Raw genomic sequence first — 24,919 nt, 5'->3', positions numbered from 1 at the left:
CGTTTTCTTCTATTGTATCCAAGACTTTTACCAAGGTCAATCCTTTTTACTAAAGTTTTACTAAAAAATAGGTAAAAAGAAGAAAAATATGATATACTAACCTAAAAGGAGGAAGATTTATGGCTACCTTAAAAGACATTGCACAGCTAGCCTCTGTCTCTATCGCGACCGTATCTCGTGTCCTCAATCGCGACCAGAGTCTATCTGTTACAGAAGAAACCAGACACCGTATTTTAACTGTCGCTGAAGAGCTGGGCTATACCAAGCACCTCAAGACAGGCGAATCCCACAAGCCCAAGCAGAAAATTGCCATTATCCAATGGGTCAGCGAGCAGGGGGAGCTAGACGACCTCTACTACTACCAGATTCGTCTCGGTATTGAAAAAAGAGCCCAAGAGTTGGACTATGATATCTTGCGCTATTTTAATGACCATCCTTTTACACTGAGTGAGGAAGTAATCGGGATACTCTGTATTGGAAAGTTCAGCCGAGCTCAGATTTCTGCCTTTGAAGAATACCAAAAACCCCTGGTCTTTTTAGACAGCGATACACTTTCATTGGGACATACCTGCATTATTACGGACTTTTACACTGCTGTGAAACAAGTTGTAGACCATTTCCTCAGTCAGGGACTGGATCGGATTGGCATTCTAACAGGCCTTGAGGAAACAACCGACCAAGAAGAAATCATTGAGGATAAGCGGCTAGAAAATTTCAAAGACATTACCCAAGCAAAAGGAATCTACCATGAAGAACTGGTCTTTCAAGGGAGCTTTACTGCCCAGTCTGGCTATGACCTGATGAAGGAGGCCATTCACAAGTTGGGTGATAAACTCCCACCAGCCTTTTTCACCGCCAGCGATAGTTTAGCCATCGGTGCCCTCCGTGCACTTCAAGAAGCTGGAATCAGCCTGCCAGACCGCGTCAGCCTCATTTCTTTTAACGACACCAGCCTGACCAAGCAGGTCTATCCTCCTCTTTCTAGCATTACCGTCTATACTGAGGAAATGGGCCGAGCAGGCATGGATATTCTTAACAAGGAAGTTCTCCATGGTCGGAAAATTCCCAGCCTGACTATGCTGGGAACCAGACTAACTCTGAGAGAAAGTACGAGGAATGAATAGGATAACAAAACGACCTCTAGCGAGATCGTTTTTCTAATGATGATACCCATGCTTCTACTCTAACTCTCTCACCCTCCGCTTATGTTGCGCATGATTGCTTTGACTGCTATCTACTTCAATAGTGATATTCTGCACGCCTCTTTCTTCTAAACATTGACGCACCACTTCTTTGGTCTCCATCATCTGCTCCCAGTCCTTGATACAAATGTGAACAATAGCATTGTTCTCTAGACCGTCCATGGACCAAATGCTAAGTTGGTTAACACTTTTGACATTGGGAAGAGCCTCTAAATCCTTCTCCAAATCACTTGTCTCGACCCCTTCTGGCACAGCATCTAGGAAAATCTTCAGTGCGCTCCAAAAGCGAGGAATGGCTTTCGACAGAATAAAGATGGAAATAATAAGCGATAAGAGTGGATCGAGGATATACCAATCTGTAAATCGGAGGATAATCGCCATTAGAATGACAGCCAGCCAACCAAGGGTATCTTCCAAAAAATGCAAGCTAAGAATAGACTCATTCTTTGTCTTTCCTTTACGAACTACCAGACTTGCTAGCACATTAATGGCCACTGCAATGATTCCCAGCCAGAGGATGCCATTTTCATTAACAGGTTGCGGGTGAACGATCTTTGTGACATTTTCCAAGATCACTAGGACAGACCCTATCATAAGAATCACGGCCGTTAGCATGGCCCCTAAAAGGCTGAAACGCTTGTAACCCAAGGTGTACTGTCTATCTTCTTCACGATTGGAGATAGTTTCTAAAAGGGCTGAGATGCCAATGGCTATAGCATCCCCCAGGTCATGAACAGAATCAGCAAGAACTGCACTCGAACCAAAGATTCCTCCTGCGATAAACTCAACAATCGCATAGCTTAAATTTAAGAAAAAAGCTAACCAGATAGATGTTTTAGAACTCATTTCTCTCCCTCCTTTGGTATAATGGGTATATACATACTTCTTTCATTTGTATTATCTAATAAAATCCAAAGAAAGGATAGAAGCAAACTGTCAGCCATGTTCAGTTCTGAACAGTTTGTCTCAAGTGTCTATATGCTAAAAAGAGACCGTCGAGTCAACAAGACTAAAAAAGCCATCTATCAAGCTTTTTTACAACTTTTAAACGACAAAGGCTATGATGACACTACTGTTCAGGATATCATTGACCTAGCAGATGTTGGACGTTCTACTTTTTACTGTCATTATGAAAGTAAGGAACTCCTTTTAGATGAGCTCTGTCGCTACCTCTTTCATCATCTCTTTGAAAGGGAAGGACACTTTACTACCGAGGACTACCTCGCTCATATCTTTTTACATTTTCAGAAAAACCAGGACCGTGTCACCAGTCTCCTTTTTTCCAAAAACGACTACTTCCTCCGCCAACTACACAAGGAACTCGAACACCACGTCTATCCCATGGTGGCGGATGACTTGCAAGAGGCCTATCCAAACATTCCGGCCTCCTACCTCCAGCATTTTGTTGTGACGAACTTTATCGAGACTCTAACTTGGTGGCTAAAAAAAGGAAAATCTTATACAGAAGACCAAGTGGTGAGATTTTACCTTGATGTAATGGAGATGACCTCTACAACTCCACTTGATAACTAAGCCTGTAACTCAGAAAGGAACCAACTATGTTAACTTCGATGATTCTAGGAATACTAACAATCGTACTAGCTCTCGCATTCTCATTACTTCACCTTGCTGCTGCTTTTTCAGCCATGAAACAAAAGAACTACAGTCTGGGAAACACGTGCATCTTGGTCGGCAGTTGCATCACTTCTCTGGCTCTAGCTATCTTTTACTTCGTCCCACTGGCAACCATTCTACTATGGATTGTGGGTTCGAGTATCGTCTGCTATGGTGCCTACTGGAACGGGCGACAGCAAGAAAATCAACATATATCGCACCACATTATTCGTATAACGAGTGCTATTGTCATTACGGTATTATTCATTTTGCTCTAACACAAAAAAAGGATCATCTGATCCTTTTTTACTTTTTTAAGCGCTTTTTGCTGCCTTGCTCCACTGATACCACCCAACTAGACTATTGATCAGGTAAATCAGGTATTTCCCTTGAATTTGCAGGCTTTCTCCCCACCAGAGATAGATAGAAAAGACATTGGTAGCTGCCCAGAATATCCATTGTTCACGGTAAACAGCTGTCATGAGAATTTGCCCAACCCCATTAGTCGCATCGGTGATAGAATCACGATAAGGACGATTGGCTCCGATAGACTGATAAATGAATCCAAATACCAACCACCAAAGAACACTAATGGAAAGATACTTGGTCCAACCTTTACCGTCCAGCTTACGCGCGACAAACTCTTGTTGTTCTTTCTTAAACTGGGCTTGATAAATCCAAACCAAGAGACCAATTGGCTGCATAATTGTAAAATAGAGAGTTGTTAAAACCTCACCATAGAAGCCTTTTTGAAGGGCAAGCACCAGATAAATGATGGAATTAATCAAACCAAATAGGTAGTTACTAGCACGACCTTCAGCTTCTCAAAGAGCAGAAAAAAGGTTAGTAAGGCTTGAGAGATGAATCATTTTAAAGGCAAACAATTCCAACAAGACGTCATCATTGTCGCTGTTGGTTATTACCTACGTTACAATCTGAGCTATCGTGAAGTTCAGGAATTGCTTTATGACCGTGGAATAAATGTTTGTCACACTACGATTTATCGGTGGGTTCAAGAATACAGTAAAATCCTCTATCATCTCTGGAAAAAGAAAAATAAACAGTCCTTCTATTCGTGGAAAATGGATGAAACCTATATCAAAATTAAGGGGCGTTGGTATTATCTCTATCGAGCGATTGATGCGGACGGTTTAACATTGGATATCTGGTTACGAAAGAAACGTCGAGCAGACGATAACAGCTATAAGTTAGAAGATACCGCCTATCAAGAAGATAAAGCACGCAAAGCAGAAACCGAAGATAAGCTAGCTATTGAAGCAATGAAAAGCAAGTACACCACGCTATTGCTAGAAAATATGTTGCTAAGTCCGTTTGAAATGCAAGATACAAAAATCATGGCAGGATTGCAAGTCCATGTTTACCCCCTCTATGACGAACTGAAAGAATTAAGAGGGCTAAATAGTGTCAAAGACCACTTGTCTTATGTTGCCAGCAGACGTGAAGAATATTCTAAGCATAATATCGCACGCTACCTCAAAACAGCCATTGAACAATATCTACCAACGGTTAAAAGGCAGGACTTAAACCATGAGTGAAGACTTAAAAACGATCAAAGAGCTGGCGGATGAGTTGAGTGTTACAAAACAAAATATTCAATATCACTACCAAAGGTTACCAAAAGAATTACAGCTTAAAAGTTCCAATGGGTCTAATCTAATAAATTCTAAAGCAGAAAAAATAATTTTAGGTAAAGTAGAAAGTAGTAGCAAATCAAATACCAAAGACCAACAAATAAGTAGCAAAGACCAACAAATAGAAAAACTAACTAATTTGTTAGACCAGTAACAACGATTAGCCTTGCAAGATAAAAAGTTGCTAGAAGAATACAAGGCGGAAAATGATAACTTAAAAGCCCTCAAAATGCCCTCACAGGAAACAGAATTCAAACACTTAGACAATCAATATAAAGATGAAGTGAACGCTCTTAAAGAGAAGTTGGAAAATTTGCAGGAACAAATCAAAGATCAAAAAAGGATAGAAGAACAAGAAAAACCAATAAAATGGTGGGGACTATGGCGAAAATAGATGATTCAGTTAAAAAGAAAGTTCCAGAATTGCGATTTAAAGGATTCACGGATGAATGGGAACAGCGTAAGTTGGGAGACGAAGTTCGAATAGCGATGGGACAGTCTCCTAATTCAGAAAATTATACTGATGATCCTAATGGGCGCTAAAAATGCGAAGACCTATGAAGACCTATTTTGTATTAGTCAAACAAAAAATCCAAAAGAAATGGTATATGATTATGACCATGAAACAAAGTAAAATCAAACCGAGTGATCTGAGGAAGCACCCGATGATCATGAAACGTTATTAAACACAAAAGTCACCCATGTGAGTTCTTGCCAGAAGCTGAAGTTAATCCTTCAACCTGGAAAACCCGCAGAGGTGACTTTTTCTATACATCTCGATTTTTCTGGCAATAATCATTAACCGATAAATATGTCTGTGAATCACCCAGCGACTCCGCTATGTCCATAATCCGCGGTGGTAGTAATCCCACTCGCTGGACAAGTGCGTGATTGCTGAACAATTCCCGTGGACTGCCGGCGAAGCCAAACTTCCCGTGTTCCATAACATACACCGACTCAAACTCGGCGGCGACCCAATCCATGTCATGGGTGATGGTCACAACTTGGTGGCCCGAATCAGCCAACTGATGGAAAATTGCGGTCAACTTGCGCCGGCTTTCCCAATCAAGCGACATCATCGGCTCATCAAATAAATAAATCGCCGGATCCACTGCCAAAACTGTGGCAACGCTCAACAGCTTGCGTTCCGACAATGACAGGTCATATGGACTTTCAGCTGTTTTATCATCCAAGCCAACTCTTTTTAGAGCCGCTAAAGCCCGCCTCGTAATCGTGTCGTGGTCATCCATGACCTGCGCGACATTCCACTCCACCTCTCGTTGAACGGTCGGGTTGAAAAGCTGATCGTCAGGATTCTGAAAAGTAATCCCAACCTTCAGTAACTTTTCGACTGGTTTAAGATCATTAAAATTTTCTCCATCGATCTTAATCACACCGGTTTGTGGTGTCAGCAAGCCCGTCAACAATTTGAAGAGCGTTGATTTGCCGGCACCATTTTGGCCGACAATCGCCACCATCGAATCGGCGAAGTGTTTGTCTTCAACATCCAAGCTAAAGGACCGTTCCGGATAAGTGAACGTCAGGTGGCTCAGTTCAATTGTGGACATAACGAACCTCCTTCAGATCAGCGTAATTCACCGGATACCGGCCATCAGCCAAGTGCCAATCCATTTTTTGAGCAAGTTGCTGGATTGTCGGGGCTGGAATCTGCCAGTCAGCTGCCAAATGATTAAACACCTCACCCGGCCTGCCCTGGGCTACCATTTGACCCTCGTGCAGCACCCACACAACATCGGCGACTTCGCACAAATCGTCAATTTCACTGGTGACAATGAAGACAGTCGTCTCTTTGACTTGGGCCAGCCATTGGAAAAATTGCCGGCGGCCAAGGGGATCCATCTCACTGGTCGGATCATCCATAATCAAAACAGCCGGATTAGCCACAATCGCCGTGGCAATTGCCAACCGCTGGATCTGACCACCGGAAAGGCTCTCGGGACGCAAATTCAGCTGTTCAATCAGCCCCATTTGCGTGGCAACTTCTTCAACCCGTTTTTGAATCAGTCCTTCAGCCATTCCCTGATTAATCAAGTCAAAGGCGATTTCATCGGCAACCGTGTCTGCCAACCCGCTTAGTTGGCCAGCTGGATTTTGCAGTACAACTCCATTCATGGCATTATAAACGGGCCAATTGTCAGACACTCGCTGGCCAAACATGTGCCAATCGCCCTCAATCTCAGCAGACACAATTTTGGGAATGACCCCTGCCAGCACACGGCACAAAGTCGATTTGCCGGAGTGGCTATTCCCGATAATCCCAACCACCTGGCCGGTATGAACCTCCGCGTTAATCTGACGCAGTTGTGGTTGCTCAGTACCCGGATAACGGGTGGTCAAATTTTCAATTACAATCCGTTTATCTTCGTCCATATCTTCCACCCAATCAATAAAATTGCCAATCCAGTCAGACCAATGTGCAGCGTCCGCGACAGGCGATACACGCGCTGGGAGGTTCTGACAGTCCGGTTGAGATTATCAAAACCTCTCAGTTGGAGAGAAATCGACCGCGTCATCGATTGATCCAAGGTCTTAATCACCAATGGAATTAGAACCGGCAGGACTGACTTTAATTTCTGAATCAACGTTTTTTGCGGATTGGTTCCGCGAACTTTTTGTGCCTGCTGGATTTTCCGCATATTGCGCATCATTTCCGGCAAAATATAACACACCGACATCAGAACGTAGACGGTTTTATAAGACAATCCGGACAGTTCCAAATAGGCCGCGTTTTCTGAAATACTCGTGGTCACCATAAAAAAGCCACTGGTCAAAATAATCACCAATACTCGACAACCCAGAGTGGTGGCGTAAATCAGGCCTTCTTTGTAGAACGACACCCCAAGCACAGAAAACAGCACAGTTTGATTCCGACTGTAAAATAACCCTTGGATGATCAGCATGGTGCAAATCAGAAACAGGCTGAATCCCAGCGCCTTAAAGGTGGTAGAACTCAATTTGGAAAATAACAATAGCAGTGTTGCAACAAGAATTAATCCGGCCTGAAGCAATAAATTCATACTGGCAAAGCTCAACAACGTCATGTCCAAGATGAACAAGAGCTTAGTAATCGGATCGATCACCTGGTACCACTTGAGCTTGACCCGTGGCGCTCCAGAAATCAATGTTTTATCAGTCATCATTTATCATCGCTAAAGAAGTGCACCATCCGCTTCGGCAGCTGACGATAGATGAAGAATGCCAGGTAGGCCACACAGACTTTATCCAAAATATCCAAGACAAACTCATCGGTAAATGAGGCCAGCCACACTGGTGCATGATTGGCGACCATTACCGCAAACAATGAGTCACCCCAAGCGATACCGGTCTGACCACCCCAAAAGATGACATTGAGCGGCGTTGAAATGACAGCTGAAACGATGGCAATAATAATAGCAGAAACAAATACTCGTCGCGCTGACGAGAACCACCCATTGGCGTGCAAAACTCCGACAGCAATCCCAATTCCGATACTGGTAATCGCATACACGGTTGAAATTGGCGATAAGGTCAGCCCATAGATCACGTTGTTGATGAAACCACTAATGGCACCGGCAACCGGCCCAGCCAACATGCTGGCAAGAAAGGTTCCCAAAGACCCCAGCCAAACGGGCAACTTTAACCCCTCCGCCAAGGCTTTGGCAACATAGTTAATCCCCACTGCAGCGGGAATCAAAGTCATGGTGGCAGCACTTAACTTAAATTTCCACATACTGGTACGATGAATCGGTTCTGTTTTCATAATCTTCTCCTTTTGTTTTTAAAGAGCCGTGTCAGGAATGACTTTCGGACGTAACGCTCTATTATATATCTACTGAACTGTCTATACACAAGATTTCCATCCTTAGTCGATATGAGCTGGAAATCTTTATTTGTTAAGTAGTTCACAACACATTATACACCTATTTTGTGAATAGTCAAGTGTCTTTACAGTAAAATTTTAGAAAATCCTGAAAATTTTCTCTTCCTTTCCATTTTAAGTGACCTTCAGTAACTCTAACATCAAAAAAGCCCAGACAACATTGTCTGAGCATTCTTCTGTATGGTCATTTAAAGAAGTTGAGTTTGACATTTTCAATCTATTTCTTCAACAATCCTTGTTCTTGGAGAAACTCCTTGGCTACTTGTTCTGCTGACTTGCCTTCGACACCGACTTGATAGTTAAGCTGGCTCATCTGGCTTTCTGTAATCTTACCAGCCAATTTATTAAGAACCGTTTCCAACTCTGGATGTTTCTTGAGAAGAGCTTCTTTCATCAGAGGAGCCCCTTGATATGGTGGGAAGAGTTGCTTATCATCTTCCAAGACCTGTAAATCATAACGCGCCAACTCTGCATCGGTCGAATAGGCGTCCGTGATTTGAATATCGCCTGACTGAATTGCCTGGTAGCGAAGAGCTGGCTCCATGGTCGCTACGTTGAGATTGAGACCGTACATTGATTGCAAGCCCTTATTGCCATCTTCACGGTCATTAAACTCGAGTGTAAAACCGGCCTTCAGCTGCCCTTCCACTTTTTTCAAGTCCGAAATGGTCTTCAAGCCATATTCTTGAGCAATCTTTTTCGGAACAGCTACAGCGTAGGTATTTTGATAAGACATAGGTTTGAGATAAGCCAGATGATCCTGTTTGGCAATGCCATCACGCGCCACTTGATAAACCTGATCTGGCTCATGACCTACTTTAGGTGCTGGTTGAAGTAAACTTTCAGTCACCGTACCAGTAAATTCAGGATAGATATCAATATCCCCTTTTTTCAGAGCTTCATAGAGGAAGCTTGTTTTCCCAAAATTCGGTTTAACAGTCGCAGTCATACTGGTATTTTCTTCAATCAGCAATTTATACATATTGGCCAAGATTTCTGGTTCCGGTCCCAATTTCCCAGCAATAACCAAATTCTCTTTCTCTTTTTGAGCCAAAAGAGCTGGACTATAAGACAGACCCAGTAATAAAGCCACCAAGGCAAAGCCAGAGAAAATCGTCCGCAATTTCGCTTTTTCCATTACTTTTAGTAGGAAGTTAAAGCCAATGGCCAGCACTGCAGAAGAAAGGGCCCCAATCAAAATCAGACTGGCATTATGACGGTCAATCCCCAAAAGGATAAAGGAACCCAGTCCCCCTGCCCCAATCAAGGCCGCCAAGGTTGCCGTACCGATAATTAAGACCGCTGCCGTCCGAATCCCAGACATGATAACAGGCATGGCAAGTGGAATTTCAAACTTCTTGAGACGCTCCCATCTGGTCATCCCAAAGGCAATTCCAGCCTCCTGCAGACTCGGATCAATTCCCTTCAGCCCAGTGATGGTATTTTGCAAAATCGGAAAAATCGCATAAATCACTAGCGCTGTCAAAGCTGGCAAGGTTCCAATTCCCATCAAGGGAATAAAGAGCCCCAACAAGGCCAGAGACGGGATGGTCTGGAAAATCCCCGCAATCTGTAAAATCCAATCCGCCAACTTCTCATGATAGCGAAGATAAACAGCCAAGGGAATAGCAAGCAAAATAGCTAGTAACAAGGTCAAAAGTGACAACTGCAGGTGTTGAGATAATGCTGTCAACCAATCACTAAAACGATCCTGAAAAGTTGAGATTAAATTAGTCATGAACACTACCTCCAAACAAGTCTGCAACAAAGTCTGTTGCAGGAGCTTTTAAAATGGTCTCAGGATTCGACACCTGACGAATCTCTCCATCCTGCAAAACGGCAATACGGTCCGCCAACTTCAAAGCTTCATCCGTATCATGGGTTACAAAAATGGTTGTCATCCCAAACTCTTTATGCAATTCTTTCGTCAGAACCTGCAACTGCTTGCGAGAAATAGCATCCAAGGCTGAAAAGGGTTCATCCATGAGGAGAATCTTAGGTTGACCAATCATAGCACGGACAATACCGACCCGTTGCTGTTCTCCACCAGATAATGCACTCGGAAGTCGATGCCCATACTCAGCTACTGGCAAGCCAACCTTAGCCAAAAGCTCTTCTGTTTTCTGAGCAATTTCTTCCTTAGTCCAACCCTTCATCTCAGGAATAAGGGCGATATTTTCCGCAACCGTTAGATTGGGAAACAGAGCAATGGCCTGTAAAACATAACCAGTAGAAAGACGAAGCTCACGCTCATCATAGTCTTTGATGCGCTTGCCATCCATATAAATATTTCCATCAGTTGGTTCCAAGAGACGGTTAATCATCTTAATCATAGTCGTCTTACCTGACCCAGAAGGCCCAACTAAAACCATAAACTCCCCATTCTCAATCTGTAAATTGACATCTCTCAAAACATCTTTTTCTGTATAGCGTAGCGCTACATTCTTGTATTCAATCATTCTTTGTCCTCAATTTAAAATTTTCCTCGGTTGGTCAAGTTACCAAACTTTTAATAACTAATTTACCCCATTCTAAACCCCATTTTCCTCCTCTTTCAGATTAGCCAAAATTCTTTCTTGAAAGGCTTCAAACTGACGAATTTCTTCCTCAGTGAATCCTTTATAAAAAATTGCATCCAACTTTTGACTAACACGATAGCCAACTTCTTTCTGGAACGAACCAAGTTCAGTCAAAACGACATACTTCTTTCTCTTATCTATTCCACATGGGCTAATGACGACCAGGTTTTGCTCCTCAAGTTTCTTAATCATGGTTGTGAGCGTATTATTGGTGAGACCAGTCGCCAGCGCAATATCTGTCGCAGTTGCACAGCCAGTTTCACTATTCCATAAAACAGTGAGAATCTTGCCCTGCTCACTTCGATAAAGAGCCTCCGGATCCTGACTCAGTAACTTTTGAAAAATCCGTCCATTCAACAAACGAATATGATGGGCAACCAAATGACTATCTTTCATGACCTCTCCATTTTATTTCTATATCGAATTGTTTTTATTGTAACACCTGTCGTTCCATCTGTCAACTATTTCGACTTAGAAATAATTTTCACCAAACAAAAAAAGACCTCCTACCTAAAGTAGAAGATCTCTAATCTTGATCAACTTAATCTGTCATTTCGGACACCAGTGTTCGATGTTCCAGTGGTAGACTGCACATAACTAGCAAGAAGATGAATCCTGACTGTATCCAGAAGAGAGCCAAGTCAAAAATTCCATGTACAGCGACTACTGTAAGGAAGGAGAGATAAAGACCGATAATTGGTCGTTTGCCAGACTCCTGACTCATATCCATCATCATGTGAACCGGGATAACCGAAGAAATGGATAGGAGAATGGTTCCAATCAAACCATAACTTAAAATAGTATCGATGTAAAGACTATGCGCGTGTTCGTGGTAAGGTGCATGAATTCTCGGATAGGAATTCATATAGGTCAGTGGACCCTCACCCCAGATCGGATTTTGCTTGAACAAAGTCATACCCGCATTCCAGATTGAAACACGCTCTTCCATTGAAGAATCTAGGGTTCCCATACGGACACCCAAATCGCTTGAGAAGAGGAAACAAAGGCCAATCCCGAAAACACCAATACTGAGCCAGAAGGCACGCCAGTTTTTAATGGTTGTAAAGAGATAAATGATGGCACCAGCAATGATGGCAGGGAAGGCCGTTCTATTTTGCGTAAAATTCAAACCAAATAGATTCACAAAACCTGCTAGCACACAAAAGATTTTTAACCATCTTAACTTCGTCGTTGTAAAGAGGTAAAAGGCAATCATGATACAGAAGCAACAGATAATCCCATAATAGTTAGGATTAAAGAAGGTCACCTCTGCACGGTTTTGGTGCCATACTTGCATATTTGGCGAAAGAAAGGCGTAGTTAAATTTCTTTACAATTTGAAAATGCTCCAAAGTAGCAAAAGCTGCAGAGAGCACACTACCAAACAAGATTGTCTGCAGTATCAGTCGAAAGAAAGCATGTGTCAGACGTTTCTGGTAATAACTAAAGAAAATGAGGAAGAGAAACATCAGTAAAGATGCAACCAATCCAAGCCAGTTCTTGGCAACGATAGAGATGATACTACTGTAGGCAATAAAAAAGAGAAGCACAGGATGTTTGATTAATCCTTTGATAATTCCCTTCATCTCCCCAGTAACAAGTAAACCTATCAAATATAAAGCAAAGAGCGCTAAGAACAAATAAAAAGGTAAAAAGATACTTATGATCATCAAATACAAAAAGAAATCTTTTTTCGAAAGCCCTCTTATCTTATCCAGTAATCCAATTGATTTCAAAACGGATCCTTTCTGTTCTGGAATTCTCCAGAAGATAAATGCTAAACTATCTTTATATTCTACCATTTTTTCCGTCATTTGGGAACAATGAACACGTTTTCGCCACAAAAAAACTGTTTCATTAATATAGCACTAGAACTGAATTTTTCTGCCGTTTTCTACTACTTGATAGGTCTGACTTTGCAAATCAATTTCTGCTACTGCTGTTACGGACTTGTCTTTATTTTGACGTTTGATTACAATGCTGTGAGCTGTTGGTGTTTCAACGTCAATAGTCCCTTCTAGGTCAAAGGCCTCTGATTGATTACGGAAAGAAAATAGATTGAGAAGAGACTTCACCACAGGACGTTGAACTTCTTCTGCTATTTCCTCATTGGTATAGTAATGACGATTAATATTTCGACCTTCTTTGGTTTCTTCTAATAATTTCAAGTCATTCTTACCTGCTAATAGACCCACATAGTAAAGCTGAGGAATGCCTGGAGCAAAAGCTTGAATCAAACGGGCAAGGAAATACTTGACATCATCATCTCCAAGTGCAGAATAATAGGTTGAATTGATTTGGTAGATATCTAGATTGTTATACTCTGCACTGGAGTACTTACGTTTAACATTAGCTCCAACCTTATAGAGCTCATTTGAAGCATAGTCAATTTCCTCATCAGTCAGGATATCCTTTACATCCACCACTCCAATCCCATCATGGGTGTCTAGAGTCGTAAATTGCTTCATCGGGCTCATCTTTAACCACTTAGCCAAACGCTCTGTTCTGGAACTGTAAAGAGTATAAAGAGTCACCATTGGAAGAGCAAAATCGTAAACATAGTAATCATGGTCCGCTATTTTAAACTGAATCGAATAGTGTTCATGAATCTCAGGTAAGAGCTCTGTCCCATACTCAGCAGCGATATCTCGAACTTTGTCCAATAAATCCCAAATATCTGGTTCCACAAAGAAATCATTGGTATCCAATTTCTTCACTGCATAAGCAAAGGCATCTAGACGAATCAAATCACAACCATTACTTGCCAGGTGCTGAATGGTCTTACGGATGAATGCCATCGTTACTTCTTTGGTCACATCAAGATCAATCTGCTCCTCACCAAAAGTATTCCACAAATGTTCTACTGAACCATCTTCAAAAACGATCTCTTGCTTTGGTGCACGATCCTTACGTTTGTATATTAAATCCACATCAGCTTGTGTCGGACGATTTTCCGGCCAAAACTTATCCCAGCTTAAAAAGAGCTCTTTAAATTCACTAGCTTCATGTTTTTCTTGATAGTCCTTATAATACTTAGATTGACGAGAAATATGGTTAATCATAAAGTCAAACATAAGATAATATTTGTCACCTAAACGCTTAACATCCTCCCAGTCACCAAACGCTGGATCCACTTCGTAATAGTCAACCGGTGCAAATCCACGATCTCCTGTTGACGGGAAAAATGGTAGAAGGTGAACTCCACCAATAGCATTGCCAAAATGTTCTTCCAAATTCTCATACAAGTCTCTAAGGTTATTTCCAAGACTATCTGAGTAAGTAATCAACATAGTTTTATTTTGAATGGTCATAGATGGTCTCCTTTTTCTGATGAAAGCCAAGTCTTATATGACCTGGCTTCGTAAATGAAAGATATTTTTAGATTTTTGTTCACTTCGAGCTCATACTACTATAAACTGCAAGTAACTAAGTACGACTTTCTTGTTTTCTACATAGAAGTGTCAACAAGCTGAACTGTTCCTCTATATCAGAAATTATAGATTCTCTAATTTCATCTTACTTCACTGCCCCGTTGCTCATTCCTGAAATAATATGTTTTTGGAAGATGAGGTAGACAATGGTTATCGTTACAATTCCCACAATATAGGATGCAAAGCTTGGACCATAGTCATTGAAATACTGACCTTGGTAATTGTACTGGAAGAGAGGCAAAGTCCACATCTTAGAATCCTTATTTAATATCAACAATGGCAACATAAAGTCATTCCAGAACCATAATGCATTGATGATCAAAGTTGTCGCATGCATGGGCTTCAACATTGGAAAAATGATTCGACGATAAGTTGTAAAACGATCAGCCCCATCAATTTCCGCAGCTTCGTCCAAACTATCTGGTACACTGATTTTTATATAACCAACATACAAGAAGAGAGTCTGTGGAATAGCATAAGTTAGATAGAGTATTACTAGCCCCCACATATTTGCCAGACCGAGTTTACTCATCATAACTGTGATCGGAATCATGATCACCTGAAATGGAACAAATATCCCCAAAATCAAGAACGAATACATAATTGCAAAGGCTTTTTTCTTGGACATGTTTCGAGCAATGGAATAAGCTGCAGCTGGTATAAAGAAAGCTACTACAATCAATGATAACATCGTAATAACAGCTGAATTCCAGAAATAGCCTCCAATTCCATCCGAAATTAATCGTTCATAATTACTTAAGGTAAAAGGATTGGGCAAACTAAAGAAATGATTCATGATATCCTTAGTTGTCTTGAAAGAACTAAATACTGTTACCAACAAAGGAACAAGTATAAGAATACCACCGACTATCAAGAGGACATATTTCCAAAACTGATTCAATTTTTCTTCTTTTTTCATGTGTAGGACTCCTCTATTAGATTTCAAATTTCTTTGATAGCTTGATTTGGATAATAGAAACAATTCCAATAATTAAGAATAAAATCAAGGCAATTGCATTCGCATATCCATATTGATTACTCTTGAAAGCATAGTTGTAGACTAAAAGTCCAAGAGACGTTGTAGCATTATTTGGACCACCACTCGTCAACGCAAAAATTTGGTCAAAGGCTGTCAAACCAGACTTAAGAGCCAGAATAAAAACCATAGAAATCGTTGGTAGCAAATAGGGTAATTCAATTTTCCAAAAAGTTTGTTTGCTTGTTGCACCATCAATTGATGCTGCCTCTAAAATATCATTTGGAATACTCTGAAGACCAGCAAGAAAGAGAATAATTGGCATTGCTACTCCTTGCCATAGAAGAACAAAAATAGTTGCCACTACCGCTCCGACAGGTGTCCCCAATAGACTCTCTTGTAAAAAGCTAATTCCTAAAATTTTTCCAATCGTTGGAAGCCCATAGTTGAAGAATTGTTTAAAAATCAAGGAAACTGTCAAACCAGACAAAACAGCCGGGAAAAAGAACCAAGCTCTAAAGAAGGTCTGCCCCTTCATCTTAGAATTTAAGGCTCGTGCCACAACCATCCCAATCGTAATCTCTCCAATAATCAATGCCAGAGTTAAAATCAAAGTAAAGGCTATGGCTGTGAAGAATTTCCCATCAATCATCAGCAATTTGTAGTTATTTAAACCAACAAATTTATAATTATAGGTCAATCCAGTCCAGTTAGTCAAACTATAGAAAGCACCTTGTACCATTGGAAAGTAAAAGAAGATAGCTTGTAAAGCAAGCGGGATGAGCAAAAATGTCCAACCCCAGTATTTATTTAAAAATTTTCGAATAGCCATATCATCTTAACTCCTATTCTAGTCCAAATCTGCCTTCATTGGATTAAAGAAAGCATTGAGATTGTTTGCCATATTTTTCAGATTTTTATCCATCAGGTAACCTGTACTTAGATTAAAAAAGTCTTCTTCAGAGTTCCAGCGTTGGCCCAACCAAACATAATGTTTGTCCGTAAATGCCAGTTTAGAAATAGCTGCAAGCGCTGAATCTTCTTTTTCCTGTACGCCTTTTACCGCAACAGGTGATCCATCTACATCATAGTATGACTGCATAGCTTTTGGACTAGTCATATAGCTGATAAATTCTTCGGTTTCTTTCGGATGTTTGGTAGTAGCTGAAGTTGATAATGCCATGTCCCCTGCACCAACAGTGACTTCTTTTCCTACTTCTTCTCCAGGAAAAGCAAACATCCCCACCTCAAATTTTGGATCCTGTTGATTAATTGCGGCTAATGCCCATGATCCTTGTGGCATCATCCAGGCTTTTCCACTCGAAAATGCTACCACCGCATCATTATAAGAGGCACCACGCCAACCATCTTGAGCATTATCTGCTAATAAATCGAGTCGTTCTGCATCTGCTTTTAAAATAGCATCATCTGCAGAGATGGCGTTTGGTTTTGAAAAGCGAAGGTAATTATTAGCCGCGTCTCCACTACCCGTAAGAGTAATGAGAGAAAGTTGGTGGTAACCATTTAATGTCCAGCCTTCATTGCCTGCAACCGCAAACGGAGAATTCCCACTATCTTTTATCTTTTTAACAATCTCTTGAAACTCTTTAAAAGTCTTCGGTTCCTCAAGTCCTAATTCTTTAAACTTCGTTTTATTGTAATAGATTCCATAAAGGTTGGCCGTTAAAGGCACACTATAAACTTTATTATTAATCGCATACTTTTCGGCATAGTCATTCTTGATGTTCTCAAGATAGGGTTTTCCTGTCATATCTGCAAAATAGCCTGCCTTCGCCCACTCCTGAAAATCCATATTTTGAGGATAGATATTCATAATATCTGGAACATCTCCTGATAAAATCCGAGTCTTTAGAACAATTCCAGCTGAAGGTACTGTAGTCAGCTTCACATCAATATTAGGGTGTTCCTTTTCAAAATCATCCACTATCCTTTGCAAGGTATCTGCCATCTCGGTCTTCTGGTTAAAAAACTCAATCGTTACCTTACCATCAGTTGATTGATTGTTCTGACCACAAGCCACTAGGCCTAGTAAACTTGCCCCAGCTACTAAAAGAAAACCTGCTTTCTTATACCATTTCATTGGAATGCCTCCTTGATAAATTTATACGCTTTTATTATAGTCTTTTGAATTTATACTGTCTACTCAAAAAATCTCCTGGTGATAGGGTAACAGTTAAACCTGCATACATGAGCTCTGCACCCGAATAAACAATGTTTGTCCCTTCCAGCTCATAAAGCCCTTCCACCTCCAAATCTTTCAGTTTCAAGGTGGTTTCCATTGTTTCTACAACTGATAGAACTCTGACGTAGGTTACAATCGTTTGATTTCCATAGTTAAATTGTAGAGCTGCTTCATTGGATTCAGCATTGGGATTGATTAACCTATACTGATTTCCCAACTGGACTACTGGTCGCAATTCTTTATACAAGTTCACCTGATTAGCGATCTCAGCTTTCTCCTCATCTGATAAACTTGTCAAATCAAGCTCATAGCCCAGATTCCCCATCATTGCCACATGACCACGAGTTTCTAAGGGTGTCATTCGTCCCATCTGATGATTCGGTACAGCTGATACGTGAGCTCCCATAGAAATGGTTGGATAGAGATAGGATGAACCGTATTGAATTGGTAAACGTGCAATGGCATCAGTATTATCACTAGCCCAGACTTGTGGGAAATAGCGCATCATACCCAGATCATTTCGACCACCACCACCAGAGCAGGACTCAAAGAGAATATGGCTGTGCTTCTCTGTCAGGTAAGAAACGAGTTCATAAAGTCCTAACATATACTGATGAGATTGCATCTGTGTCTCCAGATAATTCGATCCATTCCCTAGCTTAGTAATATTACGATTCATATCCCATTTGATGTAGTCAATATCATGATGAGAGAGGAGTTCATCTAAAACACTTTTCAAATATTCTACTACCTGAGGATTGGCAAGATTAAGTACTAATTGATTTCGAGAATAGGTATGCTCATATCCTGGAACCTGAATAGCCCAGTCAGGATGTTTACGATACAAGTTGCTATCAACGGAAATCATCTCAGGTTCTAACCAAAGCCCAAACTGCAAACCTCTTTCATGGATAGCTGAAATCAGACTTTCTAGACTTCCACCCAGTTTTTTCTCATTAACACCCCAATCACCTAAAGCACGATTATCATCAAAGCGATTACCAAACCACCCATCATCTAATACAAAAAGTTCTATTCCAAGTTTCTTAGCTTCATCAGCTAGTTCTAACAGTTTTTCTCTCTGAAAGTCAAAGTAAGTTGCTTCCCAGTTATTGATTAGAATTGGACGCTCTTTTTTAGAAAACTGACTTGGCATAATATGCTTAAGTACAAAATTCTGACTTTCATGACTGATACCAGTTAATCCCTTATCTGAATAAGTCACTAAAGCTACCGGTGTTTCAAAGTTTTCCTTGGGATCTAACTTCCAAGAAAAGTTTTCTGAATTAATGCCAATAGCCACCCGAACTTCATTCAGTTGATTCTTTTGAACAAAAGCTTCGAAGTTTCCACTATACAGTAGTTGCAGAGCAAACATATTCCCAGCATCCTCAGTGACTCCTTGATCACATATGAGAAGAGCTGGTGTTTGAGCATGACCAGAAGCACCACGGTTCGAACTAATCGAAAAGATTCCTTGTTCTACCTGTTGACGTCGGATAGTCTTTTCACGAGCATAAGCTCCCTGTAAAGTCACTATTTCGTAAGCTGCAGCAGGAAAATCAGCCATAAAAGAAAAGTCCTTATGAATGACAACTTCCTGATTACTATTATTCTCCAATTTGCTGTAACTAGCAATTGTCGCATCATTATAAAAAGCAGTATAATACAAAGTCAGACTAAGTTTAGCTTGAGAATCTTTTAAAATCAAGGCAAGCGTCTCTGTAGCATCCATGCTGTGAGGAGAAGGTAAGCCCTGTGGACCATTCTGACCTTTTAAAATCTTTGCTTCTACAAATCGAAAGTCTGTTACTTCAGTTGCATCATGCTGAACCTGTAAAGTTGGTTTTCTAAAGTCACCTAAGCCATGTTGTCCAAAAATCTGACGTTGCGTATCCAAACTAAAGGTTCGATTAGTAGCTATTGGATTACCAGAAAAAGCATGATCGCGTTCGTAAACACTATTAGCTCCTTTATAGTTCTTAATTGTCTTTCCTAAATGTTTCAATAGTAAGAACCCATCCCTATTTTCAATAATCAAGCTTAGACCTTTGCTCTCAACGTAAAATAGATTATTTTCTATCCGAATTCCCATAAATTGTACCTCATCAATTTCTTGATAAAATTTTATCACATAAAAGCGCTTTCTAAAATAGAAAAATGTCTCAAGAATATGGTAAAATGTTAGGTAGGAGGTGGCCCATGCTCGTTTTTTCAGAATACCAGACTGGAACAATTGACCTTTCTCTTAGCTTTTACGGCTATGAAGAATGCACGCCTAACCACTCTTTTGGCCCAGCTATTCGAGATACCCATGTACTCCATTACATTACTAAAGGAAAAGGGCAATTCCATTATAAGGGTAAAATTGTTGATTTAAAAGAAGGAGATTTCTTTCTATTAAAACCAGATGAATTAACATTCTACCAAGCAGATAGTAAAGAACCTTGGGCCTACTACTGGTTAGGAATCACTGGAGGGAGGGCACCTGACTACTTTGCTCTCTCTCAAATTTCTGACCAATCCTACCTCATCCAGTCAAATAACTGTCATACACAAACAACTGCAAAACTCGTTGAAAATATTGTCCGCTTCGCTCAGATTACAAAATCAAATGAATTGGCTCAACTCCATATCATGGGACAACTCCATGAACTAATGTTTCATCTAGGAACGATTGCTCCCAATCAGAAAAAAGAGAATATTTCATCAACCCACCAACTCTATCTTGACTGCAAACGATTAATTGATAGCCACTATCCACAATCGCTCACCATTCAAGATTTAGCAAAAGAGCTATCGGTTCATAGAAGTTACTTAACTAGTGTGTTTAAAGAATTTCATCAACTCTCTCCAAAAGAGTATCTACTTTACGTTCGGATGCATCGTGCACAACAACTTCTGGAACATACTGAAGAATCAATTAAAGTCATTGCGTACTCTGTCGGCTTTTCAGACCCACTCCATTTCTCGAAAGCTTACAAGCAGTTTTTTCATAAAACACCCAGCCAGACTCGAAAAGAACTCTCTTACCTCCCTCCAGTTAGAAAGGAAAATTAATGAAATCACACCAACAAGTCTACCAAATACTAGCCAGAGAAAACGACTATGTCAGCGGAGAAAAAATCGGCCAAGAACTGAATCTAAGCCGCACATCCATATGGAAAGCAATCCAACGTCTCCAACAAGAAGGGCTCATGATCAACAGTGTTAAAAATAGAGGATATAAGCTCATTCAAGGCGATTTGATCCTACCTGATTTGATTCAAGAGAAAACCAACTTAAACATTCTCTACAAACCTGAAACCAAATCAACCCAAACAGATGCAAAAAAAGGTATTGAGGATGGAAACAAGGGAGATACCCTCTATCTTTCCACATATCAAACAGCAGGTCGTGGTCGCTTTCAGCGTCCCTACTACTCTCCTTCACAGGGGGGGATCTATATGTCATTGCACATTCAACCAAATCTCACCTATGACCAGCTTCCTGCCTACACATTACTTACAGCAGGTGCCATTTACAAAGCTATTAAAAACCTCACCTTGATTGACGTGGATATCAAATGGGTAAATGACATCTACTTTAAAAATAAAAAAATAGTAGGGATCCTCACCGAAGCCATGACGTCAGTGGAAACAGAACTAGTAACAGACGTCATTATCGGCGTTGGAATCAACTTTGCCATCAGCGATTTCCCTAAAGAGATAAAAGAAAAAGCTGGAAGTCTCTTTACACCACCAGCTCCTATCACACGAAACGAACTAATCTCAGAAATTTGGCGTTGTTTCTACCAAACAGCACCCGAAGAACTACTCTATCTTTATAAAGAACACTCTCTTGTTCTAGGAAGAGAGGTCAGTTTTATCCAGGATCAGACTGAAAAAAAAGGAGTCGCCAAGGACATCTCCGACAAAGGACAACTCCTTATCCAGCTTGATGACCAGACAGAAATCTGGCTCAATAGTGGTGAAATCTCACTCACTAGCTGGACTTAACAAACAGCACTATATGATGTCTAGAATCTCATCTAGCAAGCATATAGTGCTGTTTGAATGTAGAAAGTAACAGATATATAAATAGCTAGCTTCCTATCAACAATTTACAGGTGGATAGCTTTTGAGGCATTCTTTTTATATGCCGTGCTATGTACCAAAGAAGCTCCATAGCAGTGATTCTCATATTCAAGCATAATCAATGGCAACGCAAAAACTTTAACAGCATATAAAAGCAGCCAAAACATAAAGACTTCAGCTTTTATATTCACCAAATTTTTACTAAACATCTCGTACAAGAAGCATGCATTTAAAGCCATATTGAAGAGACTTGCTAACGTTGCTAAGACTATATTGGTTTTCAATTTTGGATGATAACATTTAGCCACATATAAGGCCAATAATGAAATACTATAAAGGCAAATCGGCTGGTAATTTTTCCTATAAATAACCAGCGTCTTACGATTATAGAACAGGAAACCATGAGGTCCACGATGATATTCATTGATCCAGACATGGCTAAGACCTCTAATCTCATCCCAAGCTACAAACAAATCAATTTTTCTTAGATAAATCCCTTTTTTATGAATTGAACATTTCCATTTAAGCAAGAAGGATAGAAGAAAAGTAAGGAGCAAAACTACAACTGTAACAATCCTCAACTCCTCTTGCCCAACAATCAAGGATAGATTTAAAAAGCGAATTTGAGCTTCTGTTGTATCTAAGATCATCGAAATCCCAGTTAAAATCACTACAAAAATAAATAGTATAAATCTATAAAAAATACTATGAAATTTTACTCCATTTTCCATCTCGATTATCCCCCAGCCACTTAAAGTCCCTAACCTTAGTATACCACTAAATCTAGTCTATTTATGATTTTTTCTAATATGAAAGTTACTGAAACAGCATTAGATAATAGAGCTCAATAATATTTGTAGTAGGTAAATCCACTATGGAGATTATGTAGCCTAGAAAAAAAGTCCCAATGACCTATAATGAAAAGCGACTAAACAACTCATTAGAAAGATTCATATGGAACAATTACATTTTATCACAAAACTACTCGATATCAAAGACCCTAATATCCAAATTATGGATGTTGTTAATAAAGATACCCACAAGGAAATCATCGCTAAACTCGACTACGACGCTCCATCTTGTCCTGATTGCGGAAATCAAATGAAGAAATATGACTTTCAAAAATCATCTAAAATTCCTTACCTCGAAACAACTGGTATGCCTACCAGAATTCTCCTTAGAAAACGCCGTTTCAAGTGCTATCAGTGCTCGAAAATGATGGTCTCTGAGACTTCTCTCGTCAAGAAAAATCATCAAATCCCTCGTATCATCAACCCGAAAATTGCTCAAAAGTTGATTGAAAAGACTTCTATGACCGACATTGCCCGCCAGCTTGCCATTTCAACTTCAACCGTCATTCGAAAGCTCAATGACTTCCGTTTTAAACATGATTTTTCTCGTCTTCCCGAGATTATGTCTAAGGATAAAGAGAAGATTGTCAACGCCCTTCAACTACCCTATTCCAACGCAAAATTGGAAGCCACTAATAATCTCATCAAACTTATCAAGCGGAATGCATTTGGTTTTCGGAACTTTGAAAACTTCAAAAAACGAATTTTTATCGCCCTAAATATCAAAAAAGAAAGAACGAAATTTGTCCTTTCTAGATCTTAGCTGACTTCAACCCACTACAGTTGACAAAGAGCCAAAAAAAGAGCCTAGCAGCTCTTAACGTACGGAGAATGGGGGATTCGAACCCCCGCGCCGGTTACCCGACCTAACGATTTAGCAAACCGTCCTCTTCAGCCTCTTGAGTAATTCTCCTATTAATGGGCACGAGTGGACTCGAACCACCGACCTCACGCTTATCAGGCGTGCGCTCTAACCACCTGAGCTACGCGCCCAAGTTTAAAAACTTGGTATGAACTTTCGTTCAAAGCGGGTGACGAGAATCGAACTCGCGACAACAGCTTGGAAGGCTGTAGTTTTACCACTAAACTACACCCGCTTAATAAAATAAGATATGGCGCGAGACGGAATCGAACCGCCGACACATGGAGCTTCAATCCATTGCTCTACCAACTGAGCTACCGAGCCAAATTGCGGGAGCAGGATTTGAACCTACGACCTTCGGGTTATGAGCCCGACGAGCTACCGAGCTGCTCCATCCCGCGTTAATATAAAAGGAGGATGTGGGATTCGAACCCACGCACGCTTTTACACGCCTGACGGTTTTCAAGACCGTTCCCTTCAGCCGGACTTGGGTAATCCTCCATTATTTACAATGGACCTTGTAGGACTTGAACCTACGACCACTCGGTTATGAGCCGAGAGCTCTAACCAGCTGAGCTAAAGGTCCAACAAGATCAATATAGCGGCGAAGGGGATCGAACCCCCGACCTCCCGGGTATGAACCGGACGCTCTAGCCAGCTGAGCTACACCGCCATCAATCGGGAAGACAGGATTCGAACCTGCGACACCTTGGTCCCAAACCAAGTACTCTACCAAGCTGAGCTACTTCCCGCGTTAAATAGAAAAAATGCACCCTAGAGGAGTCGAACCTCTAACCGCCTGATTCGTAGTCAGGTACTCTATCCAGTTGAGCTAAGGGTGCTCATCATTATATGCCGAGGACCGGAATCGAACCGGTACGATCGTTACCAATCGCAGGATTTTAAGTCCTGTGCGTCTGCCAGTTCCGCCACCCCGGCCTCTCTAAGCGAACGACGGGATTCGAACCCGCGACCCCCACCTTGGCAAGGTGGTGTTCTACCACTGAACTACGTTCGCATCGACCTCTTATTCTATATAAAAAAATGCCGGCTACATGACTTGAACACGCGACCCTCTGATTACAAATCAGATGCTCTACCAACTGAGCTAAGCCGGCTACTTTCTATTATGCGGGTTAAGGGACTTGAACCCCCACGCCGTTAAGCGCCAGATCCTAAATCTGGTGCGTCTGCCAATTCCGCCAAACCCGCAAATATGACCCGTACTGGGCTCGAACCAGTGACCCATTGATTAAAAGTCAATTGCTCTACCAACTGAGCTAACGAGTCTAAAATAACTTCCGTTACCTTAAACGGTCCCGACGGGAATCGAACCCGCGATCTTCGCCGTGACAGGGCGACGTGATAACCGCTACACTACGGGACCTATATGGGAGTTAACGGGATCGAACCGCTGACCCTCTGCTTGTAAGGCAGATGCTCTCCCAGCTGAGCTAAACTCCCTCGAGCTAAGCGACTTCCATATCTCACAGGGGGCAACCCCCAACTACTTCCGGCGTTCTAGGGCTTAACTACTGTGTTCGGCATGGGTACAGGTGTATCTCCTAGGCTATCATCACTTAACTCTGAGTAA

Annotated in this window: 25 protein-coding genes, 17 tRNA genes, 1 rRNA gene and 1 pseudogene; 10 read left to right on the top strand and 34 right to left on the bottom strand. The window is 41.1% G+C overall.

Annotated elements, in window-relative coordinates; all coding sequences use genetic code 11:
• Positions 1–119 precede the first annotated feature (119 nt).
• A complete protein-coding gene (galR, locus tag KZX55_RS06250) occupies positions 120–1,124 on the top strand; it encodes a LacI family DNA-binding transcriptional regulator (RefSeq protein WP_248025736.1) in 1,005 nt (334 codons plus the stop codon).
• A 54-nt stretch (positions 1,125–1,178) separates the two neighbouring features.
• On the opposite strand, the gene KZX55_RS06245 is transcribed toward galR, so the two are convergent.
• Positions 1,179–2,048, bottom strand: a complete 870-nt coding sequence (locus KZX55_RS06245; RefSeq protein ID WP_248025734.1) for a cation diffusion facilitator family transporter — start codon at positions 2,046–2,048, stop codon at positions 1,179–1,181.
• A 132-nt stretch (positions 2,049–2,180) separates the two neighbouring features.
• Here KZX55_RS06245 and KZX55_RS06240 point away from each other — a divergent pair, with 132 nt between their 5' ends.
• A complete protein-coding gene (locus tag KZX55_RS06240) occupies positions 2,181–2,735 on the top strand; it encodes a TetR/AcrR family transcriptional regulator (RefSeq protein WP_248025732.1) in 555 nt (184 codons plus the stop codon).
• Positions 2,736–2,761: 26 nt separating this feature from the next.
• Entirely contained in the window at positions 2,762–3,094 is a 333-nt protein-coding gene (locus tag KZX55_RS06235) for a hypothetical protein (RefSeq protein ID WP_000958145.1), read from the top strand.
• A 36-nt stretch (positions 3,095–3,130) separates the two neighbouring features.
• On the opposite strand, the pseudogene pnuC reads toward KZX55_RS06235, so the two are convergent.
• Positions 3,131–3,637: pseudogene (gene pnuC, locus KZX55_RS06230) on the bottom strand (nicotinamide riboside transporter PnuC); the annotation flags it as partial.
• 39 nt (positions 3,638–3,676) lie between these two features.
• On the opposite strand from pnuC, the gene KZX55_RS09175 reads away from it, so the two are divergent.
• Genes KZX55_RS09175 through KZX55_RS06205 form a run of 4 tightly spaced genes read left to right on the top strand, consistent with a single transcriptional unit; the run spans position 3,677 to position 5,011 of the window.
• On the top strand, positions 3,677–4,372 hold the full coding sequence (locus KZX55_RS09175; protein ID WP_282437546.1) for an IS6 family transposase: 696 nt from the start codon (positions 3,677–3,679) through the stop codon (positions 4,370–4,372).
• Positions 4,365–4,622 (top strand): plasmid replication protein, encoded by a 258-nt coding sequence (locus KZX55_RS06215; RefSeq protein WP_001287840.1) that lies wholly within the window; start codon positions 4,365–4,367, stop codon positions 4,620–4,622. The genes KZX55_RS09175 and KZX55_RS06215 overlap by 8 nt, the downstream gene beginning before the upstream one ends.
• Positions 4,623–4,634: 12 nt before the next feature.
• The gene (locus KZX55_RS06210; RefSeq protein ID WP_001152920.1) at positions 4,635–4,862 is read left to right on the top strand and encodes a hypothetical protein; all 228 of its coding nucleotides are present in this window, start codon (positions 4,635–4,637) and stop codon (positions 4,860–4,862) included.
• Positions 4,850–5,011, top strand: coding sequence for a hypothetical protein (locus KZX55_RS06205; RefSeq protein ID WP_248025730.1), 162 nt, complete (start codon positions 4,850–4,852; stop codon positions 5,009–5,011). Before KZX55_RS06210 ends, KZX55_RS06205 begins: the two co-directional genes overlap by 13 nt.
• Before the next feature lie 224 nt (positions 5,012–5,235).
• On the opposite strand, the gene KZX55_RS06200 is transcribed toward KZX55_RS06205, so the two are convergent.
• The 13 genes from KZX55_RS06200 to KZX55_RS06140 all read right to left on the bottom strand — a co-directional run bounded on the left by KZX55_RS06200 (position 5,236) and on the right by KZX55_RS06140 (position 19,631).
• Positions 5,236–6,036 (bottom strand): energy-coupling factor ABC transporter ATP-binding protein, encoded by an 801-nt coding sequence (locus KZX55_RS06200; protein WP_248025728.1) that lies wholly within the window; start codon positions 6,034–6,036, stop codon positions 5,236–5,238.
• A complete protein-coding gene (locus tag KZX55_RS06195) occupies positions 6,023–6,859 on the bottom strand; it encodes an ABC transporter ATP-binding protein (protein WP_000343048.1) in 837 nt (278 codons plus the stop codon). The genes KZX55_RS06200 and KZX55_RS06195 overlap by 14 nt, the downstream gene beginning before the upstream one ends.
• Positions 6,835–7,626: an energy-coupling factor transporter transmembrane component T gene (locus tag KZX55_RS06190; protein ID WP_000130448.1), complete on the bottom strand. Its 792-nt coding sequence runs from the start codon at positions 7,624–7,626 to the stop codon at positions 6,835–6,837. Before KZX55_RS06190 ends, KZX55_RS06195 begins: the two co-directional genes overlap by 25 nt.
• Positions 7,626–8,228, bottom strand: a complete 603-nt coding sequence (locus tag KZX55_RS06185; protein WP_012000350.1) for a hypothetical protein — start codon at positions 8,226–8,228, stop codon at positions 7,626–7,628. The genes KZX55_RS06190 and KZX55_RS06185 overlap by 1 nt, the downstream gene beginning before the upstream one ends.
• Positions 8,229–8,565: 337 nt before the next feature.
• Positions 8,566–10,086 (bottom strand): ABC transporter permease/substrate-binding protein, encoded by a 1,521-nt coding sequence (locus KZX55_RS06180; protein WP_248025725.1) that lies wholly within the window; start codon positions 10,084–10,086, stop codon positions 8,566–8,568.
• Positions 10,079–10,807, bottom strand: coding sequence for an ATP-binding cassette domain-containing protein (locus tag KZX55_RS06175; RefSeq protein WP_221161100.1), 729 nt, complete (start codon positions 10,805–10,807; stop codon positions 10,079–10,081). The genes KZX55_RS06180 and KZX55_RS06175 overlap by 8 nt, the downstream gene beginning before the upstream one ends.
• 72 nt (positions 10,808–10,879) lie before the next feature.
• The gene (locus tag KZX55_RS06170) at positions 10,880–11,323 is read right to left on the bottom strand and encodes a MarR family transcriptional regulator (protein WP_248025723.1); all 444 of its coding nucleotides are present in this window, start codon (positions 11,321–11,323) and stop codon (positions 10,880–10,882) included.
• A 145-nt stretch (positions 11,324–11,468) separates the two neighbouring features.
• Positions 11,469–12,662 (bottom strand): O-antigen ligase family protein, encoded by a 1,194-nt coding sequence (locus tag KZX55_RS06165; RefSeq protein WP_007517396.1) that lies wholly within the window; start codon positions 12,660–12,662, stop codon positions 11,469–11,471.
• Positions 12,663–12,794: 132 nt separating this feature from the next.
• Positions 12,795–14,237 carry a sucrose phosphorylase gene (gene gtfA, locus KZX55_RS06160; RefSeq protein ID WP_248025718.1) on the bottom strand — a complete coding sequence of 481 codons (1,443 nt, stop codon included), beginning with the start codon at positions 14,235–14,237 and terminating at the stop codon, positions 12,795–12,797.
• Positions 14,238–14,442: 205 nt separating this feature from the next.
• Entirely contained in the window at positions 14,443–15,276 is an 834-nt protein-coding gene (locus KZX55_RS06155; protein WP_248025710.1) for a carbohydrate ABC transporter permease, read from the bottom strand.
• A gap of 16 nt (positions 15,277–15,292) precedes the next feature.
• Positions 15,293–16,165, bottom strand: coding sequence for a carbohydrate ABC transporter permease (locus tag KZX55_RS06150; RefSeq protein ID WP_070683603.1), 873 nt, complete (start codon positions 16,163–16,165; stop codon positions 15,293–15,295).
• 18 nt (positions 16,166–16,183) lie between these two features.
• The gene (locus KZX55_RS06145) at positions 16,184–17,434 is read right to left on the bottom strand and encodes an extracellular solute-binding protein (protein WP_248025707.1); all 1,251 of its coding nucleotides are present in this window, start codon (positions 17,432–17,434) and stop codon (positions 16,184–16,186) included.
• Between the two features lie 34 nt (positions 17,435–17,468).
• Positions 17,469–19,631 carry an alpha-galactosidase gene (locus KZX55_RS06140; RefSeq protein WP_045616730.1) on the bottom strand — a complete coding sequence of 721 codons (2,163 nt, stop codon included), beginning with the start codon at positions 19,629–19,631 and terminating at the stop codon, positions 17,469–17,471.
• 107 nt (positions 19,632–19,738) lie between these two features.
• Between KZX55_RS06140 and KZX55_RS06135 the strand changes: the two genes are divergently transcribed.
• Together KZX55_RS06135 and birA are read left to right on the top strand one after the other, a co-directional pair.
• A complete protein-coding gene (locus tag KZX55_RS06135) occupies positions 19,739–20,596 on the top strand; it encodes an AraC family transcriptional regulator (protein WP_248025702.1) in 858 nt (285 codons plus the stop codon).
• On the top strand, positions 20,596–21,534 hold the full coding sequence (gene birA, locus KZX55_RS06130; protein WP_248025701.1) for a bifunctional biotin--[acetyl-CoA-carboxylase] ligase/biotin operon repressor BirA: 939 nt from the start codon (positions 20,596–20,598) through the stop codon (positions 21,532–21,534). The genes KZX55_RS06135 and birA overlap by 1 nt, the downstream gene beginning before the upstream one ends.
• A gap of 104 nt (positions 21,535–21,638) precedes the next feature.
• Here the strand turns inward: birA and KZX55_RS06125 are convergent, their stop codons facing one another.
• Positions 21,639–22,343, bottom strand: coding sequence for a hypothetical protein (locus tag KZX55_RS06125; protein ID WP_248025700.1), 705 nt, complete (start codon positions 22,341–22,343; stop codon positions 21,639–21,641).
• A gap of 223 nt (positions 22,344–22,566) precedes the next feature.
• Here KZX55_RS06125 and KZX55_RS06120 point away from each other — a divergent pair, with 223 nt between their 5' ends.
• Positions 22,567–23,226, top strand: coding sequence for a transposase (locus tag KZX55_RS06120; protein WP_248025699.1), 660 nt, complete (start codon positions 22,567–22,569; stop codon positions 23,224–23,226).
• Positions 23,227–23,288: 62 nt separating this feature from the next.
• Here KZX55_RS06120 and KZX55_RS06115 read toward each other — a convergent pair.
• The 18 genes from KZX55_RS06115 to rrf form a co-directional block, all read right to left on the bottom strand.
• Positions 23,289–23,376 (bottom strand) — tRNA-Ser (locus KZX55_RS06115).
• A 6-nt stretch (positions 23,377–23,382) separates the two neighbouring features.
• Positions 23,383–23,456 (bottom strand) — tRNA-Ile (locus tag KZX55_RS06110).
• 33 nt (positions 23,457–23,489) lie between these two features.
• A tRNA-Gly gene (locus KZX55_RS06105) sits at positions 23,490–23,560 on the bottom strand.
• A 16-nt stretch (positions 23,561–23,576) separates the two neighbouring features.
• A tRNA-Phe gene (locus tag KZX55_RS06100) sits at positions 23,577–23,649 on the bottom strand.
• Between the two features lie 3 nt (positions 23,650–23,652).
• Positions 23,653–23,726, bottom strand: a tRNA-Met gene (locus KZX55_RS06095).
• A gap of 10 nt (positions 23,727–23,736) precedes the next feature.
• Positions 23,737–23,826 (bottom strand) — tRNA-Ser (locus tag KZX55_RS06090).
• Between the two features lie 11 nt (positions 23,827–23,837).
• Positions 23,838–23,911, bottom strand: a tRNA-Ile gene (locus KZX55_RS06085).
• 13 nt (positions 23,912–23,924) lie between these two features.
• Positions 23,925–23,998, bottom strand: a tRNA-Met gene (locus KZX55_RS06080).
• A gap of 5 nt (positions 23,999–24,003) precedes the next feature.
• Positions 24,004–24,077, bottom strand: a tRNA-Pro gene (locus KZX55_RS06075).
• A gap of 16 nt (positions 24,078–24,093) precedes the next feature.
• Positions 24,094–24,167, bottom strand: a tRNA-Arg gene (locus tag KZX55_RS06070).
• 11 nt (positions 24,168–24,178) lie between these two features.
• A tRNA-Leu gene (locus tag KZX55_RS06065) sits at positions 24,179–24,264 on the bottom strand.
• Between the two features lie 7 nt (positions 24,265–24,271).
• Positions 24,272–24,343: transfer RNA gene (locus KZX55_RS06060), tRNA-Gly, on the bottom strand.
• Positions 24,344–24,370: 27 nt separating this feature from the next.
• Positions 24,371–24,443, bottom strand: a tRNA-Thr gene (locus KZX55_RS06055).
• 12 nt (positions 24,444–24,455) lie between these two features.
• Positions 24,456–24,537 (bottom strand) — tRNA-Leu (locus KZX55_RS06050).
• A gap of 5 nt (positions 24,538–24,542) precedes the next feature.
• Positions 24,543–24,615: transfer RNA gene (locus KZX55_RS06045), tRNA-Lys, on the bottom strand.
• A 24-nt stretch (positions 24,616–24,639) separates the two neighbouring features.
• Positions 24,640–24,712 (bottom strand) — tRNA-Asp (locus KZX55_RS06040).
• Between the two features lie 4 nt (positions 24,713–24,716).
• Positions 24,717–24,789 (bottom strand) — tRNA-Val (locus KZX55_RS06035).
• A gap of 4 nt (positions 24,790–24,793) precedes the next feature.
• Positions 24,794–24,909: ribosomal RNA gene (gene rrf / locus KZX55_RS06030) — 5S ribosomal RNA — on the bottom strand.
• Positions 24,910–24,919 lie beyond the last annotated feature (10 nt).

It is taken from the genome of Streptococcus halitosis (assembly GCF_023147855.1).
GTDB classification, from domain to species: Bacteria; Bacillota; Bacilli; order Lactobacillales; family Streptococcaceae; genus Streptococcus; species Streptococcus halitosis_B.
Note: the sequence above shows the minus strand (reverse complement) of the source record. Positions and strands in the feature narration are given on the sequence as shown.

Coding starts and splice junctions, on each gene's coding strand:
- KZX55_RS06245 (WP_248025734.1), bottom strand. CDS start 2,048: ATGAGTTCTAAAACATCTATCTGGTTAGCTTTTTTCTTAAATTTAAGC.
- KZX55_RS06120 (WP_248025699.1), top strand. CDS start 22,567: ATGGAACAATTACATTTTATCACAAAACTACTCGATATCAAAGACCCT.
- KZX55_RS09175 (WP_282437546.1), top strand. CDS start 3,677: ATGAATCATTTTAAAGGCAAACAATTCCAACAAGACGTCATCATTGTC.
- gtfA (WP_248025718.1), bottom strand. CDS start 14,237: ATGACCATTCAAAATAAAACTATGTTGATTACTTACTCAGATAGTCTT.
- KZX55_RS06190 (WP_000130448.1), bottom strand. CDS start 7,626: ATGACTGATAAAACATTGATTTCTGGAGCGCCACGGGTCAAGCTCAAG.
- KZX55_RS06155 (WP_248025710.1), bottom strand. CDS start 15,276: ATGAAAAAAGAAGAAAAATTGAATCAGTTTTGGAAATATGTCCTCTTG.
- galR (WP_248025736.1), top strand. CDS start 120: ATGGCTACCTTAAAAGACATTGCACAGCTAGCCTCTGTCTCTATCGCG.
- KZX55_RS06235 (WP_000958145.1), top strand. CDS start 2,762: ATGTTAACTTCGATGATTCTAGGAATACTAACAATCGTACTAGCTCTC.
- KZX55_RS06200 (WP_248025728.1), bottom strand. CDS start 6,036: ATGTCCACAATTGAACTGAGCCACCTGACGTTCACTTATCCGGAACGG.
- KZX55_RS06180 (WP_248025725.1), bottom strand. CDS start 10,086: ATGACTAATTTAATCTCAACTTTTCAGGATCGTTTTAGTGATTGGTTG.
- KZX55_RS06125 (WP_248025700.1), bottom strand. CDS start 22,343: ATGGAAAATGGAGTAAAATTTCATAGTATTTTTTATAGATTTATACTA.
- KZX55_RS06205 (WP_248025730.1), top strand. CDS start 4,850: ATGGCGAAAATAGATGATTCAGTTAAAAAGAAAGTTCCAGAATTGCGA.
- KZX55_RS06170 (WP_248025723.1), bottom strand. CDS start 11,323: ATGAAAGATAGTCATTTGGTTGCCCATCATATTCGTTTGTTGAATGGA.
- KZX55_RS06185 (WP_012000350.1), bottom strand. CDS start 8,228: ATGAAAACAGAACCGATTCATCGTACCAGTATGTGGAAATTTAAGTTA.
- KZX55_RS06135 (WP_248025702.1), top strand. CDS start 19,739: ATGCTCGTTTTTTCAGAATACCAGACTGGAACAATTGACCTTTCTCTT.
- KZX55_RS06175 (WP_221161100.1), bottom strand. CDS start 10,807: ATGATTGAATACAAGAATGTAGCGCTACGCTATACAGAAAAAGATGTT.
- KZX55_RS06140 (WP_045616730.1), bottom strand. CDS start 19,631: ATGGGAATTCGGATAGAAAATAATCTATTTTACGTTGAGAGCAAAGGT.
- KZX55_RS06215 (WP_001287840.1), top strand. CDS start 4,365: ATGAGTGAAGACTTAAAAACGATCAAAGAGCTGGCGGATGAGTTGAGT.
- KZX55_RS06150 (WP_070683603.1), bottom strand. CDS start 16,165: ATGGCTATTCGAAAATTTTTAAATAAATACTGGGGTTGGACATTTTTG.
- KZX55_RS06195 (WP_000343048.1), bottom strand. CDS start 6,859: ATGGACGAAGATAAACGGATTGTAATTGAAAATTTGACCACCCGTTAT.
- KZX55_RS06145 (WP_248025707.1), bottom strand. CDS start 17,434: ATGAAATGGTATAAGAAAGCAGGTTTTCTTTTAGTAGCTGGGGCAAGT.
- KZX55_RS06240 (WP_248025732.1), top strand. CDS start 2,181: ATGCTAAAAAGAGACCGTCGAGTCAACAAGACTAAAAAAGCCATCTAT.
- birA (WP_248025701.1), top strand. CDS start 20,596: ATGAAATCACACCAACAAGTCTACCAAATACTAGCCAGAGAAAACGAC.